The organism is Desulfobacula sp., assembly GCF_021107415.1.
This window is the reverse complement of sequence record NZ_JAIOSW010000422.1, coordinates 1-16,815: the sequence shown is the minus strand read 5'-3', so window position 1 is coordinate 16,815 and position 16,815 is coordinate 1. Positions and strand designations below refer to the sequence as shown.

Sequence of the window (16,815 nt, the reverse complement as noted above, 5' to 3'; positions counted from 1 at the left end):
TGTGTGATCGAATTGTTATAAAGATAATGACGTTTGAACAGTATCCAAAAAACATTGGCACAAATCCTGGAATTAATATAAAAGGTTTTTTATGACCGATTTGATCCTAACAGAAAAGTTTTCCGTGGCATCTGATTTTGCAAAAGCTCTTGGTGTGAAGAAAAAAGGGGAAGGCTATTTTGAAGGGGATGAGTATGTAATCACTTGGGCTGTTGGGCATCTTGTGGAGCTATACGCACCTGATGATTATGATAAAAATCTAAAAAAATGGAAAATAGAAACACTGCCCCTTATACCCGAAAAATTTAAATACAAACCCATCAAAAGAACTTACCGACAATTCAAGACAATAAAAAATCTTCTTACTAAAAAAAACTTCACTCATGTAATAATAGCTACAGATGCAGGGCGTGAAGGTGAAGTGATAGCTCGAACTATCCTTTTTGAGTCGGGGTTTTTGGATAAAAGCCGAATTTTACGTTTCTGGACCAGTCAGGCACTTGTTCCCGAAGTTGTCAGAAACACCATGAAAAAGTTGAAGCCTGTAACTGATTATGACAGGTTATGGCGTGCGGGTTATTATAGACAGGTATCCGATTGGATGATCGGTATGAACTGTACCCGGGTTCTTACCGTTAGACTCAAAGATCTTTTTTCTGTGGGTCGTGTTCAAACCGCAGTTCTTGCCCTTCTTACTGACCGTAAAAAAGAAAGAGATAATTTTATTCCAAAAACTTATTGGACAATAAAAGTATTGTTTGCCAATGATAAGGGGAATTGGATCGGGCACTGGTTTAAAAATGAAGATACAAAACTTACAAAAAAGGAAGAGGCGCAAAACCTTTACAAAAATCTTACCCATGAAAAATCTCCAGGTGTTGTTCAATCAGTAATAAAGGAGAAAAAAAAAGAATTACCACCCTTCCTTTTCTCCCTTACCGATCTTCAACAGGAAGCCAATAAAAAGTTTGGTTTTCCTGCAAAAAAAACTTTAGACATAGCACAGAGATTGTACCAGGATAAAAAGTGTTTATCATACCCGAGAACCGATTCCAGGGTGTTAGGCACTCAGAATCTCGATATGGTTAAAAATATCATTAAAAAACTTAATAGCTCTTATCTGGAAATTTTTAAAAACATTGATCAGCAAAGGCTATCTCTTTTAAACAAAAGAGTATTCAATGATGCAAAGCTGACCGACCATCATGCTCTGATTCCGTTCAAACCACTACCCCCCGGAGTAACAGGGGATGAAAAAAAAGTGTTTGATCTTGTAATGAGGCGGTTTGCGGCAGCATTCCATCCTGATTGTCAATTTGAAAATACCCGTGTAATAACCGTATTTAGTAATGAAACGTTTCAGACCCGTGGAAAGGTAATACTTGTTCAAGGGTGGAGGAGCGTTTACATAGAAAAAACAAAAGATAAAGATATAGTTGAACATATTCCAGCTCTTGTTCAAGGGGATACTGGTATTGCTAAAAAAATAATGTCGGATGAAAAACAGACCAAACCTCCTCCAGAATATACAGACTCGCTGCTGCTAAAAGATATGACAAATCCAGGCAGATATGTTTCAAAAGAGGCTATAAAAAAGTTCTATCGTGGTGATATCGGTATCGGCACCCAGTCAACAAGAGCCCAGATCATTGAAACTCTTATTTCTCGAAAATATATTAAAAGATCCGGCAAACAACTGCTTGCAATGGATAAAGGATGTTTTTTGGTTGATATGCTTAGAAAATGTCCAGTATCTTCTGTCCTTACATCACCCGAAGAAACAGCTCGATGGGAGATGAATCTTAACAACATTGCTCTTGGAGAGGGCATGGATACAAAATTTCTTGTAAACATTAAAAATTTTGTAACAGATGCAGTAAACGAGCTTAAAGTGGCAGAATTTGAATCAAGAAATTTTAAAACTGATGTTCAAGATTTAGTAGTCATCGGGAACTGTCCTGCCTGCCCTTTATGCGGTGGTAAAATAATTGAAGGCAAAAAAGGTTATGGCTGCGCAAACTGGCGGCCTGATGATGGCAATTGCCTTTTTGTAATATGGAAGGAAATCTCAGGCAAAAAGTTATCGGAAAAGAATATCGAAACTCTTCTTACAGGCAAGACAACAAGGCCTTATGTGCTAAAAGACAAAACCGGTAGTAAATTCAAAGCAAAGATGAGAATGATTCAAAACACACAAACTCAATTCTTGATAGAAATAGTGCCGGTTGATGAACATCTATCTATTTCAGTTTTTCAAATCCCTTGCTTTCGTTAAGTTGCCACTGCTATACGAGTTTGATATGCACATCGAATATTGTGATGTGGATTTGGGGTCTTACAAAAAGAGTGTTAAGATTCATTGCAAGCTCAAATTTTAAAAAATAAGAGTGAAGATACATGAAAACACATTTGATAGCGATCATCCTTCTCGTGGTGACTTTGTTGCTATTTGGTTGCGGTATACCAGATCTTCCCGGGCCAATCGGCATTCCTGGTATTTAATACGCCAGTGCAGGAGCCTTTATCATCGGCCACTTCGAATAAAACCATAACCCGCACCAATAAATCCGCCAGCAAGATGACTGAATTGTGAGATCCTATCAATCTTCAGGGTTGAGACCACTTCGCTACCAATGAAAAGCACTGCAATAATAATAAATGTCAGTGGAATTTCTCTGGCTCTGATGTTTGAAAAAGAACTGAGAAGTATCAGCATGAAAGCAATGCCACTTCCGCCTATAAGCGATGTTGAAAATAAAAATGCATTAAGCATTGCCGTAGCAACGGCTGTGATTAAAACCATTTCCAAAAGTTTGCCTGATCCGTATTTTTCTTCAAGTAGTGGCCCTACAAGAAGAATAATCATCAGATTCCCCATCAGGTGACCCCATCCCCCATGACCGGCAATATATGAAACCAATCTCAGGTAAAAATATGGATCTGAAAAAGAGAAATGAGCCGGAGAAGAAAAGTATCTTGTTAAAAGACCACTACTGTAAAAAATCAAAACGCATATTGATATTATGGAATAAGTCAGAATGACTGGTGAGTTGTATTTGATTTTCATAGTTTACGTTCCCCTATTAATCGGTGCCCAGCTTTGAAAAATATTTTGATAGAAGATACCTGTGACAATTTGTATCTGCTTTGCAAAAACAAACCAGGGTGACTTCGTCTCTGGCTAAAACTTCATTCCAGATATCTTTGTTCTGCTGATATGATTTTCGCATCAGATCCTTATATGTTTTCTTATATTCATCCCAGGAAATTTTACCTTCTTTTGAGCCCATGACCATTTTCCAGGAAGGAGCGAATATAACCCTTTTATTAAATAGTTTGTGCCCCAATAAACCACCAGAGGAGGTTCTTTTGAGTTATACAGTTGATAAAATTTTTGACTCAACGAAGAATATAAGATATTGCTAAAGAAGACAAGCTTTGGTATTAGCAAACTTTTTTCGAAGATAATTTTATGAGGATAAGGATTTTAGCTCCAGTTAAAGAACTAAAATAATTGTCGTACAGATATTTTTCTCTGTGGTTGAATTGGTCTATCATTTTTACTCCTGTAAAGGAGTAATCTGCTTGTGTTTAAATGCTTTTTGGTTTTATTTGATATTTGATAGAAAAATTCAATTAACTGATTCTTTACATCTTTAAATTTAATTGTTACTGATTGTGAGTTTTAGGTCTCTGCCCCGTTGTGGGATTAATCATTAAAAATGGATTATTGGAAATGAGTATATTAAATAAAAAAGAATGCTTTGGCTCCCAGGGAAGGGATATGTTGTACGGTGATTCTCCAGATCAATGCCTGGATTGTGAACTATTTGATAAATACCATAAAATTTCAATAGCCGGTTGCCTGCAAGGTATTTCCTCCGATCTGGATCTCATCGTTCAAAACGGACTTACAACAGGATTTTTAAAGGCTTACATGGAACTTGAAAAATTTAATGAGATAATGGAAAAAAAATTAAAGAAAAAAGATAACTAAAGCATAAAAAAAGATGAATGAAATAAAATTAATAGAGAAACTCAAATCATGATGATAGCTCGGAGGCAGAAGTTGTCCAACAATTATCTGCAAAATAAATTTGCAATTGCACATTACCATATCTGTACAAATACCCATCCTGCCTCTACATGACAGGGATGGGTGATGGGGGTACGGGGGAAGAGGGAAGAGGGAAGGGATTCAGGCTTTAAGATTTAGAATAAAATTATGGAAAATCAGGATTATTATCAGATATTAGGGATCTCAAAAAATGCTGATAAGTTGCAAATAAAGGCTGTTTATCGTGACTTGGCGTTTAAATTCCATCCAGATAGAAACAAGGGGAATGCCGATACAGCTGATAAAATGAAACAGGTAAACGAGGCGTATGCCGTATTGTCCGATTCCAAAAAGAGACGTGATTACGATTCTTTGCGGCAACAATACGATCCTGCCGATGCTTATTCACAGTTTCGAAAAAGTTATTCAGACCAAGATATTTTTACTGGAACCGACATTCACAATGTGTTTAACGAACTGGCAAAATCTTTTGGATTCAGAAATTTTGATGATATTTCTAAAGAGTTTTATGGTACAAAAGGAAAAATATTTGAATTCAAAGACTCTGGTTTCTCAGTTAAAGGTTTTTTCTTTCTCGGTACATTGGAGTTTGGAAAATTTCCTTTTAAGATTCCTCTCTCAGGCAAAATGAGGAGGTTTGCCAGGACATTGCTGCAAAATATATCAGGTGAAAAGATTCCGCTGAAAGGTAATAACCTTCATGATACCATTCAAATCAATTCCGACCTGGCTAAAAAAGGCGGTCCCTATGCCTACTATCATAAATGGAAATCAATTAAGTTGGTGGTGAAAATTCCTCCCAATGTGCATCATGGACAACAGATCCGCCTTGTGGGTATGGGGGAGAAAAGCAAGGGGGACAGGGAAGCAGGAAATCTGTATCTGAAAATCGAAACGAAACTATCTCTTGTGAGCAAAATTAGAAAGTATCTTCCGTTTTAACCAGGCATCAAAAGATAGATTCCTACCCATAAATGCAAGATCAATCACCTTGTGTGTAATACCCATAACATCTGGTAAAAAAGGTTCGCTGTATGAAGATAAAAATAAATAATCAGGCCATGACTTGATTAATAAAGAACATATCATAGCCCTATTGAAAAAATATAAAAAAGATCAATCCAAGAGATTTGGTATTACTAAAATGGGCGTTTTTGGATCCGTTGCCAGGGGATCCATTAATGAAAGTAGCGATATAGATATAGTTGTTGAGCTAAACAAACGAAATCTGTTAAACCGAATCGGTTTAAAAATTAGCTTAGAAGATTTTCTTGGAGTGCCTGTAGATGTTGTTGCCTATTGGGAGGATTTGAGTCCTCTTTTGAAAGAGCGAATAACAAAGGATGTTATTTATGTATGATGACGAAAGCGGATCAGAATTCATAACGATAATGCTTGTAATGATTTTTTGAGGTTAAATGAACAGAAGAATAAATCTTAATGAGAAAATTCAACCGATACAAAGCGATTCAAAATTAAAATCATATTTTCGCTCTCATTGCCAAAAGCTTTTAATGAAGGGTAATGTGAAACGGTTGAGCATGACCGTATTGTCAGAAATTGATTGATTTAGATGAGAACGACCTTTTAGAAAACAATGAAGGAAATGAAAAATAGGATAGGCAGGGTGCTATGATAATTTTTAGAGCTAAACTTCCGGTGACTTTATGAGAGTGCTATTTTGGTATTGCGATAAATTTGGTTGGACTCCAACTATAAAGACCCTTGAAACTGCTCCAGTTTCAGATCCAGAAGAACATGAAAAGGTTGTAGTTGCTTTTGTTCATATTGAACCAAAAGATATTCAGAATGGTAGCTCATCGGAAACAAAACTTGTAAAAAATGCTAAATGGCTTGCCCGCAAATGGGATGTAAAGAAAATCCTTTTACATTCATTCACACATTTGGCTGAAGAAAAAGCAGGTCCGGAACAGGCAAAGTTACTTTTGGATCGAGTTCAAGACAGGCTTGTTAAAGCGGAATATCAAGCATTACAGACAGCATATGGATATTTCAATGATTTGGTCATTGAAGCTAAAGGACACCCGCTCGCCAGAATTTTTAAGGAATTTTAGATGCAGAAAAGACCAGCAGTAGAAGTTGCAGTGCCTGCTACAGGGTATGGGTGTCTGCTGCTGATTTTTGCCGGATAGAATTACCATTGACACTCCATTGATAAAAGTTTATCGTAAGCAAAGGCAGAGGGTGGCGTGAAGGGATTAAACATGATTCTGGGATATAAGATCTGCCTGATTGTTAATATAATGGCCTGAAATTATCAGGTTAATGAGGTAAATGAATGTTGACCACTACATCCGGCATAAATTATATAACTGGATACCAGGCTCAACTGGATGTTTCTAATACCGATAAATCTTCAAATAGTGCGGATCATTCTTCTTCAAACCGCAAAGAATCCAATGACACAGTAAATATTTCCCGTGAAGCAAGAGAGCTTCAACAAGAATATCAGGGGGAAAAAAATACACTGGAACAAAATTACAATAGTGAAACCCAACAACTTGAAAGAGAGTTTCTTCAGGAAAAAAACAGGATTGAAAGAGAATTTACTCAGAAAAAGCAGAGTTTGGAAATAAATGTTTACGCTTGATAGCATATTTTATCAATAGCCTGCCTGTATAATCCCATCTTCAAATAGACCATTACCAATGGATTGCTGCCCATGGGTGCCGTTTTTATTGGTTTTATTATTATGCGCAAAATTTCATTACTATTTATAAAAATTTCAATATATTGTATAAGACGAAAAATATTTTGGTTTAATTTTTGGAGGTTAAAACATGAAACCAGTTGTGGCCCTTCTTGGCCGACCCAATGTGGGCAAATCCACACTGTTTAACAGGATTATACGTTCAAGACGCGCGCTTGTTGATGATTTTCCGGGTGTGACAAGGGACAGACATTATGCGGATGCACTATGGGATGATGTTGAGTTTACCGTGATTGATACCGGCGGTTTTTTAAGTTCGGATGATGATTATTTTGCCTCCCAGATTAAAGACCAGTTGACGGCTGCGGCTGACCAGGCCGATGTCCTCATATTCATCATGGATGGCCGGGCAGGATTGTCACCCTATGACCGGGAGCTGGCTGACTTTTTACGCAGAATGTCCAAACCCGTGTTTTATCTGATCAATAAAATAGAAAGCTATAAACAGCATGATGAGCTTTCAGAGTTTTATTCATTGGGCATTGATCATTTTTATAAGATTTCAGCAGAACACGGTATTGGTATTGGTGATTTTTTAGATGACCTGGTGAAAGCTTTACCGGAATATGAGCAGGGGGAAGAAGACGAAGACTCCCGGATAAAAATCGCCATTGTCGGCCGGCCCAATGTAGGGAAATCTTCCCTTGCCAACAGATTGTTTGGCGAACAGCGGATAGTGGTCAATGAAAAGGCCGGTACCACAAGGGATGCCATAGAACTCAGCGTTGAACATAAAGGCAGACAGTTTATCCTTGTGGATACGGCCGGTATCCGGCGAAAGGGCAAGGTCACCCGGAAAATTGAAAAATTCTCCATCCTGAAATCATTGAAGAGCCTTGATGAGTGTGATGTGGCGTTAATTCTGATCGATTCGGATGAAGGTATTACAGATCAGGATATCACCATTGCAGGATATGCTGAAGACAGGGGATGCGGTGCCATGTTCCTGTTAAACAAATGGGATCTTTTAGATAAAGAACGAAAAAGTATTAAAAAATATATGGAGGAGTTAAGGTATAAGTCTAAATTTTTGTCCTATGCGCCCGCCATGACAGTTTCAGCCCTGACAGGACAGCGGTGTCATAAAATTTTGGATGAAGTGGTAAAGATTCACAAGGAATATTGTCACAGAATTAATACGGGTGTGCTGAACCGGATTATTGAGGATGCTGTTTACAGGGAAGAGCCTTCACTGCATAAAGGAAAAAGATTAAAATTTTTTTACTCCACACAGGTGGCCACAAAACCGCCGTGCTTTGTCTGCTTTGTCAATTTTTCAAAAGCGGTTCATTTTTCCTATAAGCGATATTTGATCAATCAGTTGCGGCAGATGATTCCTTTAAAATTGACACCCATTAAACTTTATTTCAGGGAAAAGACAGGGAAAATAAAATTTTCCGGTGGATCAAAAGAAGATGAAAGAATTTTTCAGAAAAAGAAAAAACATAATACAAAAAAACAAAAGCTAAGAAAAGAACAGAGCAAAAGAAAAAGAGAAAGGGATAGGGACAACTCTTAAAGAGAATGGATCTTTTTGAATCTCAAAATTATCAGGACAAATCCTTAACCAGTCCCCTGGCTGACAGGATGCGCCCCAGAACCCTTGATGCACTTGTGGGTCAGGAGCATCTCATTGCCAAAGGACGTCTTCTTCAAAAGGCTATTGAAGATGACAGGTTGTTTTCCATCCTTCTCTGGGGGCCGCCCGGATGCGGCAAGACAACTATAGCAGGCATTATTGCCAATGAAACAAAATCCGAATTTGTAGAGATTTCCGCTGTTTTGTCCGGGGTTAAAGACATCCGGCAGATTATCAAACAAGCCAGGGAAAGACGGACCCTGTATAAAAAAAGAACCATCCTGTTTGTGGATGAAATCCACAGGTTCAATAAAGCTCAGCAGGATGCCTTTCTTCATCATGTGGAAAAAGGGCTGATTACCCTTGTGGGCGCGACCACCCAAAATCCTTCCTTTGAAGTTATTCCCGCCCTGGTATCCCGATGCAGGGTATTTACTTTAAAAAATCTTGAAAAAGAAAGCATTTTGATTATTTTAAAACGGGCATTGATAGATCCTGAAAACGGTCTGGGGCTTGAACCGGAGAGGATGTCCCTTAACGCATTGGAGCATATTGCAAGGGTGTCTGACGGCGATGCCAGGATTGCTCTGACCAATCTTGAGACGGCAATGCTTCATTTTGCACAAAAAAAACAGATTAATGTCCAGGATGTTGAGTCGGCCATTGAAAAAAAATCACTATTATATGATAAGGCAGGTGAGGAGCATTTTAACCTGATTTCCGCTTTTATTAAGAGCATGCGGGGCAGTGACCCGGATGCAGCGGTTTATTGGCTTGAACGTATGTTAATGTCTGGGGATGACCCCTATTATATGCTGAGAAGAATGATACGATTTGCAACAGAAGATATTGGCATGGCTGATCCGGGAGCGCTGACCATGGCCTTGAATGCCAGTAAATCTTTTCGGATTTTGGGCCACCCCGAAGGAGATGATGCCCTGTTTCAGGCAGCGATCTATCTTGCAACCGCTCCCAAGAGCAATGCCGTTTATACGGCGCATAAACAAGTAAAAAAGATGATTCAAGAAATCGGTTACTCCCCGGTCCCGCTTGTAATCAGGAATGCTCCGACAAAGCTGATGAAAGATTTGAATTACGGTAAAGGGTACAAGTATGCCCATGATTATAAGGATGCTTATATTCCCCAGTCCTATCTGCCGGGTGACCTTGAAGATCAAAGATTTTATTTCCCAACGGATCGGGGATACGAGAAAACCGTAAAACAGCGAATAGAGAATTGGATCAAATTAAAAAAGAAAACATAAATAGACAGTCCTGATGTGTATTGATTGAATGCTTCTTGATGAATCAGTTAAGGGGCTGCCTGAAAAGCATGAGTCTGCCAAGAGCCAGATCGTACTCATTCCAGTCATCAAGATACGAACTTAATGCCTCCCGGTAATGGTGGGCTGCTTTTTTCCTGTTTTGATCTCCTTCCGCCCACAAGCCCAGTGCCGTGTGCAGGGTAATTAATTTTTCAGGTTTTTTACCGGCAAGTTTAATCAGCCGGTCTTCTTTTGTTTTTAAAACAAGGTGTTTGCTGATAATGCTGTACCAGGGGTTAAGGGTTTCTTTTGAAAATTTTGTTAAGTGATCCTTTGATTCCCGGTGCTTTCCCATGATATTCAGGATTTCTCCTTTTAATAATCCCAGGCTGAGACTTAAGGCGGACTCCCGGGTGGGCTGCTTAAAAAAAATATCAATGAAATCAAGCACTTTTTGCCATTCACTGTTCTCGGTATGGTAAAAAGCGATTCTTCCGACAATGGTCCTGTTTTTCGGTGCCAGTTCAAGAAGCTTGATATAGAGTTGGATTTTTTCTTCATGTTTAAGTTTGACTGACTCAAACTGGTTAATCAATGCCGTCATCGCTGCCCTGTGTTCGGCTGCCTGTTTCCTGTATTCCAGAGCTTTGTGCCTGAATGCTTCAACATCCTTTTTGTGCGCATGTTTATCTTCCAGATATCTTGCATGTTCTTCCTGGATGCGATTCAGCCTTGAAAAAGAAAGATAATAAACCCAATCATTGATACCGGTATTTAGAATGGATTGTTTAAACATTTTTCCGGCAATCCCCATTTCATTATTATCTTCTAAAATAAGCCCTTCGATAAACAGTCTCCAGCTTTTTTCCGACCGGTTTTCATAGTCAATAAATTCAGGATTCATTCTTTTTTTATCTCTTAATATTGTTGCCAGATAACTTAAAAATTCATCTTCTTCATACCAGTCCATAGTAAAAAGGCTTTTTGTAAGTGCATTGGTTTTTTCACGGGTTTTTATCCAGTCGATAATATAGAGCATCAGTCTGGATGTGGTATTTTCCTGTTCAATCAAGGAAAGTTTTTTAAAAAAATGCCTGCTCTTATTAAAATCCCCGGTACAAAAATTCAGCATCCCTGCTGAAAATAGCAGGACAGGGTCTTTGCTTGTTTTAAGCATGGTTTCATTTAGTTCTGCGGCTTCTTTGAACTTATTTTCATTTGCAAGGCTGGTAATCTGTTCAAGTTTGGATTCCAGAGAAAAATCAAGAACTCCATTCCAATGGGGCTGACCTGTTTTAATCGATTCAACAAACCTGGCCGGTCGTAAGATGGGCAGTATGAGTCCGAAATCCGATAAAGGCGTGTTGATTTTAAAATATCCACTTGTCTGATCAGATATCACTCCCGATGCAATCCCGATGACATTGCCTTTAGCATTGATGGCAGGACCGCCACTGTTCCCCTTATAAATAGAGGAATCCACCTGGATTATTTCCCTGGTGGTTCTTCTGACATGCCCCCTTGTAATACTTGTATTAATGTGGTCATCCTGGGTGCGGTTTCCCAAGGGGAATCCTAAAATTGCCACAGGTGAGAGGCGCTGGATATCATCGGAAGAAATTGTCGTTTCAAGGGGCAGGGGTTTCAGATTAGAAGGAAGAGTATCAATTTTTAAAACCGCAAAATCATTTTTAAACGGAGATTTTATCCTTTCGCCGGTTTTCATGGAAGACCTTGGAACCCCGATGATTCTCAGGTTGCCTTCGCCACCGGCACTGTATGCGGATGAAAGATAATAAGAATCCGACAATTCCACGCTGTCTCTTAATGCCGGCAAACGGTTGAATGCTTTTTTCCCTTCAAACCATAAAAACATCCTGTAATCAAATTCTATGGGGTTCTTTAAAATGGCATATTGGTTATACGCCTGGAAAAGGGAGATGTCGTCAAGCCATGGACAGGCGACATGACGATTGGTTAAAAGATATCCGCTGCTGTCCACCAGAAAGGCTGTGCCTTCCACCCTGTTCTTATATATAATTTGTTTGGTATCGGACAGCCAGTATTCCACCATTAGAAATGCAACGGAACCGGCATAGGATTCTACAAAATTAGAAAGTACCACTTCTTTTTTGTTTTTATCAAAATTGACATACAGCCATGAGATGGTGCCAAAGGCGACGATTCCCGCAATAATTAAAATCAGTAATACCACTACTTTTTTAAACCACCGTAATTCCTTGAGCAGCCTGGGCTTTTTTTTGTATGGGGATGTCTTTTGGTTTGAATAGGGCAGCCGGTCTAAAATACGTGATAATGCAGACGTCACCTTGCTCATGGTTTGAGGCCGCAGGTCCGGGTCATCCGACAGCATGATTTTGATCAGTACGGCAAGTTCAGTGTCCAGACCTTTCAAGTCATCAACCTTTGAGGAGAAGTTTTTCAGATTGTGATCTGCGGTTAACAGCTCAATAAATATTTTTCCAAGAGACCAGATACCACTTTTAAAATCAATAGCTCTCTTATTAATAATGTCGGGATGGCAATCCAGCAGTTTTTGCAGCATGGGACCATGGTGGGTTGCCCTTGCATTCAGAAATCTGGAAAGCTTGTAATTGATTTTTACATGGAGATCATTGGTCTTTCCCTTGGGGATCAGGATATCATCAAGAATCAGGTAGGGCATGAAATGATCTTTTTTATGCAAGAGATCAAGAACGGAAGCAATATTGTGGAAAAGGGTGACTATTCTGCGCTGATCATTCAACAGTCCGGACACAAAGATAGATCCCCAATCAGCTGCATCGACCCATTCACTGACCCTGTACCAGAGCCCTTTATCACTTTTTTTAATGGCATAATGTTGAACAAAGTGCTCTGATGGAAGTTTGTTAAGTTCTTCGAGTTCTTTTTCAAGCCGTTTGGCAACACGGTCATCTACGCCTGATTTTTCTGTGAACAGTCTGATGGAGACAGGCTTTTCACCATGGTCTTTTACTGCTTTGCAGACAAGAGAGGAACGGCCCTCATGGATAATGGTCACAATTTTGTAATCATCAATATATTTTATTCCGCTTACGATGTGGCTGCCGCAGGCCGGGCACATTGTAAGCTTTTGAGAGAGACTTTGTCCGCATGATTTGCATTGTTTCATAGCACGAACTCTTTATCGATTTATAAGTTTGCATGAGGATTGATTGCAAACTTAAGTTAGTCATCACAAAATGAGATATTTTTCTTTAATAATAAGATATTTAGCAAAAATAGTCAATAAAGAGAAAAAGAGAAAAGGATAAAGAGAAAAAGATCTGACCATATCAAATTTATTGCTTGACAGCCTGTGGGAATCGTTTTATTGAATACTAAAGAAAAAAGATTTGTGCGGGAGCATGATTGATATGCTGAGAGGGGTTTGGCCCGACCGTTCATAACCTGATCCGGATAATACCGGCGGAGGGAACGAATTTATGATGAACCATCCTCTGATAATCAGGTGCTTTTTATTCAGAGAATGGTTTTTTTATTTTGGAGATAAGATGATGAAATTAAATGTTTTTTTGATGATAGTATGCTTATTACTGTTCAGCCTTTATGCCTGTTCAAAGGAAGAACAAAAACAAGTTCCTGTTGTCACCATTATGACCCATGACAGTTTCAGTGTCAGCAAAGAGGTTGTTTCAAGGTTTGAAGAAAAATTCCATGCAAAAATAGTTATCCTGAAATCAGGAGACGCAGGAGAAGCACTTAACAAGGCGATTTTATCAAAAAACAATCCCCTTGCCGATATTTTTTACGGGGTGGATAATACATTTTTAAGCAGGGCTTTAAAAGCAGATATGTTTGTTCCCTATGCCCCTTCGCATCTGGATGAGGTTGATAATGCTTTAAGGCTGGATTCTGAAAACCAACTTGTTCCTGTGGATTTTGGCGATGTCTGTTTGAATTATGATATCAAGTGGTTTAAGGATAATAATAAAGAGCCGCCCGTCATGCTGGAAGATTTAATAAAACCTGCTTATAAAGGATTAACCGTTGTTGAAAATCCTGCAACCTCTTCTCCGGGACTTGCCTTTTTGCTGGCCACCATCAGCCGGTTTGGCCAGGACGGGTATATTGATTACTGGCAAAAACTTAAAGCCAATGGGGTTCTTGTGACCAATGGCTGGAAAGAAGCTTATTGGGGAAAATTTACCGCAGCATCTAAAGGGGACAAACCCATTGTTGTCAGTTATGCATCAAGCCCGGCTGCTGAAGTCTTTTTTTCTGAAACAAAACTTACCCGGGCTCCCACCGGCGTGGTGATTGAAAATGGTTCCGCATTCAGGCAGATTGAGTTTGCAGGGATTTTAAAAGGATCTTCCAACATGGCACTTGCCAAAAAAACCATGGACTTTATCCTGTCAAAAGATTTCCAGGAAGATATCCCGTTACAGATGTTTGTTTTTCCGGCAAACAAAACTGCTGAACTGCCCGAGGTGTTTAAAAAACACGCCAGTATAACAAGACAGCCGGCACTTTTGGACTCCAAATTAATTGATACCAAAAGAGATGTCTGGATCAGAGAATGGACAGAACAATTACTCCAATAAAAAAAAGGCTGCAACTTCACCCCTATGCTCTGGCCGGGCTGGTTCCGGCCTGTTTTTTTCTCCTTTTTTATTTTTACCCCTTGTCCGGGATTTTTATAAAAAGTTTTTTCCAGAAAGGAAAGATAGATCTTAGTTTTCTGGATCAGGTATTCGCTTCAACAAGAATGATGAAAATCATATGGTTTACCTTCTGGCAGGCGGGACTTTCAACTTTATTAACCCTTATTTGTGCGCTGCCCTGTGCCTTTGTCCTGTCCCATTATGCATTTAAAGGGAAAAAATTAATTAAAATCCTGTCTTCCATTCCATTTGTCCTTCCTGCAGTTGTTGTGGCAGCGGCGTTTCAGGCCTGCTTTGGGAATAATGGTTTTTTTTTCGGTGTAAAAATAGAACATCCTTTGGTGCTGATTCTTCTGGTCCATATTTTTTATAATTTTTCAGTCATGTTAAGGATTATTACAGGGTTCTGGTCTTCTCTCCAGGGCCGGACCAGAGAGGCAGCCATGATGCTGGGGGCAAGTCCCGTGCAGGTATTTTTAAATATTACCCTGCCATTATTAAAACCTGCCATTTTTGCAGCATCAACCCTGGTGTTTATTTTCTGTTTTTCCAGTTTTGGAATTATTCTGATCCTGGGGGGGCCTGGATACTCTACGATTGAAGCAGAAATATACAGACAGGCAGCCCATTTGTTTAATCTTCCTCTGGCATCTTTTCTGTCTTTAATTCAAATCGGGTTTACATTTGCCTTGATGTGGATCTATACCTCATTTACAAAAAGAGCAGCCAGGTTTTCTCCTGTTGCTGAATACTCAAATCTTAAAAAACCGGTTTTTTTGTGGGAAAAAATGATCATCGCAAGTGTTGTCATTTTTATTGTCGGGTTGTGTGTTGTTCCGTTATTGGCCCTTGTGACCAAGTCGTTGACCCATAATAATGAATTGTCTTTTATTTTTTATGAAGCGCTTTTTGAAAACAGATCAGACTCCATATTCTATATCCCGCCGTTTCACGCCATCAAATATTCTCTTTTGTTTGCAGGAACCGCCCTGGTGATTGCTGTTATAACAGGTGTGTGCGCGGCTTTTTTTATCCGGTTCTGTGACCGGAAGATAGACAATAGACTGACTTCATTTTTTGATCCCATTTTCATGCTTCCCTTATCAACTTCTGCTGTTACATTAGGATTTGGCATTATTATAACCCTTGATAAACCCCCATTAAATTTAAGAACATCTATTTTTTTAATTCCCATTGCCCATGCTCTGGTCGGGTTTCCATTTGTCTTAAGATCAATTTTGCCGGCTTTAAGATCGATTCCCGAGCATCTGACTGATGCGGCATCCGTGCTGGGGGCGTCCCCATTGAAAATATTTAAGGCCGTTGATCTGCCGCTTATTTCAAAAGCCTTGGTGGCCGGTGCGATTTTTGCCTTTACCATCAGCCTGGGGGAGTTTGGAGCAACCATTTTTACGGCAAGACCTGAAACACCGACCATTCCGGTTGCTATCTACAGGTTTTTAGGGCAGCCCGGAGCAATGAATTATGGACAGGCCATGGCCATCTCAACTATATTGATGTTGGTGACGGCCATTGGTTTTGTTGTGATTGAAAATTTCAGAATAGAAAATTCAGAAGGATTCTAATGGAAAACGAGCTTGTCCTTGAGCATATCAATAAAAAATTTGATGATGGAAGTCTTATCCTGCAAGACATAGATTTAAGGCTGAAGCAGGGCACAAAACTGTCTGTTCTTGGCCCTTCCGGAAGCGGGAAAACCACATTGCTAAGACTCATCGCAGGGCTAGAAAATCCTGATTCAGGCCATATTTTGTTTAACGGGCAGCCAATGAATGACTGCCCGCCCCATAAAAGAAATTTTGGTCTGATGTTTCAGGAATTTGCCTTGTTTCCCAATCTGAATATGTTTAATAATATTGCCTTTGGTCTTAAAATGAAAGGTATGGATAAAGCCCAAATTGAATCACGTGTCAATGAAATGCTTTTGCTGACGGGTCTTACGGGCCTTCAAACACGACATGTTGATGATCTTTCCGGCGGGGAACGCCAGAGGGTTGCCCTGGCCAGAACACTGGCCCCCCAGCCCAGCCTGTTGATGCTGGACGAACCTTTAAGCTCACTTGACAGGGTATTGAGAAAGCGCCTTTTAATAGAACTGACTAATATTATTTCAAAGCTTAACATCACCACAATTTTTGTTACCCATGATCATGAAGAAGCCTTTGCTGCTGGGAATATGGTTATTGTCATGAATACGGGACAAATTGAGCAGACAGGCACACCCGACGAACTTGTCCAAACCCCAAAAAATCAATGGATTAAAGAGTTTTTAGGACTTTAACCTAAAATGGCTATACCAGATCGGCAATATTTATATTTTGGGAAGAATTAAAGCCAATATTTACTTTTTGTCCGACCATATTTTTTGAGGTGAGCAGCTTGAAAATATCAGGATGGTTTGGTGTTCTTGCAATAAACCTGTAATGGTCCAAAGTTTTTCCATAAAGTACGGCATAGGAAGGTTCCTGATTCATTGAGTAGATGATTGTATA

The 16,815-nt window shown here is 39.4% G+C and carries 15 protein-coding genes and 1 riboswitch; of the genes, 11 read left to right on the top strand and 4 right to left on the bottom strand.

The window, feature by feature from the left end:
* The first annotated feature begins 91 nt into the window (after positions 1 to 91).
* Positions 92 to 2,275: a type IA DNA topoisomerase gene (locus tag K8S13_RS21280; protein WP_291465734.1), complete on the top strand. Its 2,184-nt coding sequence runs from the start codon at positions 92 to 94 to the stop codon at positions 2,273 to 2,275.
* 249 nt (positions 2,276 to 2,524) lie between these two features.
* Here K8S13_RS21280 and K8S13_RS21275 read toward each other — a convergent pair whose 3' ends face one another.
* Together K8S13_RS21275 and K8S13_RS21270 are read right to left on the bottom strand one after the other, a co-directional pair.
* Positions 2,525 to 3,067, bottom strand: a complete 543-nt coding sequence (locus K8S13_RS21275) for a rhomboid family intramembrane serine protease (protein ID WP_291465733.1) — start codon at positions 3,065 to 3,067, stop codon at positions 2,525 to 2,527.
* 16 nt (positions 3,068 to 3,083) lie between these two features.
* On the bottom strand, positions 3,084 to 3,290 hold the full coding sequence (locus K8S13_RS21270) for a DUF488 family protein (RefSeq protein ID WP_291465732.1): 207 nt from the start codon (positions 3,288 to 3,290) through the stop codon (positions 3,084 to 3,086).
* 446 nt (positions 3,291 to 3,736) lie between these two features.
* Here K8S13_RS21270 and K8S13_RS21265 point away from each other — a divergent pair, with 446 nt between their 5' ends.
* The 7 genes from K8S13_RS21265 to K8S13_RS21235 all read left to right on the top strand — a co-directional run bounded on the left by K8S13_RS21265 (position 3,737) and on the right by K8S13_RS21235 (position 9,653).
* A complete protein-coding gene (locus K8S13_RS21265; RefSeq protein ID WP_291465731.1) occupies positions 3,737 to 3,997 on the top strand; it encodes a hypothetical protein in 261 nt (86 codons plus the stop codon).
* Positions 3,998 to 4,225: 228 nt separating this feature from the next.
* Positions 4,226 to 5,020 carry a DnaJ domain-containing protein gene (locus K8S13_RS21260; protein ID WP_291465730.1) on the top strand — a complete coding sequence of 265 codons (795 nt, stop codon included), beginning with the start codon at positions 4,226 to 4,228 and terminating at the stop codon, positions 5,018 to 5,020.
* A 124-nt stretch (positions 5,021 to 5,144) separates the two neighbouring features.
* A complete protein-coding gene (locus K8S13_RS21255; RefSeq protein WP_291465729.1) occupies positions 5,145 to 5,438 on the top strand; it encodes a nucleotidyltransferase family protein in 294 nt (97 codons plus the stop codon).
* A 307-nt stretch (positions 5,439 to 5,745) separates the two neighbouring features.
* The gene (locus tag K8S13_RS21250) at positions 5,746 to 6,153 is read left to right on the top strand and encodes a threonyl-tRNA synthetase editing domain-containing protein (protein WP_291465728.1); all 408 of its coding nucleotides are present in this window, start codon (positions 5,746 to 5,748) and stop codon (positions 6,151 to 6,153) included.
* A 224-nt stretch (positions 6,154 to 6,377) separates the two neighbouring features.
* Complete coding sequence (locus K8S13_RS21245) at positions 6,378 to 6,689, top strand: hypothetical protein (protein WP_291465727.1); 312 nt, start codon at positions 6,378 to 6,380, stop codon at positions 6,687 to 6,689.
* 190 nt (positions 6,690 to 6,879) lie between these two features.
* Entirely contained in the window at positions 6,880 to 8,328 is a 1,449-nt protein-coding gene (der, locus tag K8S13_RS21240) for a ribosome biogenesis GTPase Der (RefSeq protein WP_291465726.1), read from the top strand.
* 5 nt (positions 8,329 to 8,333) lie between these two features.
* The gene (locus tag K8S13_RS21235; protein WP_291465725.1) at positions 8,334 to 9,653 is read left to right on the top strand and encodes a replication-associated recombination protein A; all 1,320 of its coding nucleotides are present in this window, start codon (positions 8,334 to 8,336) and stop codon (positions 9,651 to 9,653) included.
* Between the two features lie 43 nt (positions 9,654 to 9,696).
* Here K8S13_RS21235 and K8S13_RS21230 read toward each other — a convergent pair whose 3' ends face one another.
* Entirely contained in the window at positions 9,697 to 12,807 is a 3,111-nt protein-coding gene (locus K8S13_RS21230) for a trypsin-like peptidase domain-containing protein (RefSeq protein WP_291465724.1), read from the bottom strand.
* A 217-nt stretch (positions 12,808 to 13,024) separates the two neighbouring features.
* A riboswitch (TPP riboswitch) is annotated at positions 13,025 to 13,129 on the top strand.
* Positions 13,130 to 13,189: 60 nt separating this feature from the next.
* Between K8S13_RS21230 and K8S13_RS21225 the strand changes: the two genes are divergently transcribed.
* The 3 genes from K8S13_RS21225 to K8S13_RS21215 are packed head-to-tail and all read left to right on the top strand — an operon-like array spanning position 13,190 to position 16,604.
* Positions 13,190 to 14,242, top strand: coding sequence for a thiamine ABC transporter substrate-binding protein (locus K8S13_RS21225; RefSeq protein ID WP_291465723.1), 1,053 nt, complete (start codon positions 13,190 to 13,192; stop codon positions 14,240 to 14,242).
* Positions 14,218 to 15,888 (top strand): iron ABC transporter permease, encoded by a 1,671-nt coding sequence (locus K8S13_RS21220; RefSeq protein ID WP_291465722.1) that lies wholly within the window; start codon positions 14,218 to 14,220, stop codon positions 15,886 to 15,888. Before K8S13_RS21225 ends, K8S13_RS21220 begins: the two co-directional genes overlap by 25 nt.
* Positions 15,888 to 16,604, top strand: coding sequence for an ABC transporter ATP-binding protein (locus K8S13_RS21215; RefSeq protein WP_291465721.1), 717 nt, complete (start codon positions 15,888 to 15,890; stop codon positions 16,602 to 16,604). The genes K8S13_RS21220 and K8S13_RS21215 overlap by 1 nt, the downstream gene beginning before the upstream one ends.
* Positions 16,605 to 16,614: 10 nt before the next feature.
* Here the strand turns inward: K8S13_RS21215 and K8S13_RS21210 are convergent.
* The coding region (locus tag K8S13_RS21210) for a hypothetical protein (RefSeq protein WP_291465720.1) at positions 16,615 to 16,815 on the bottom strand (201 nt) is incomplete at its 5' end.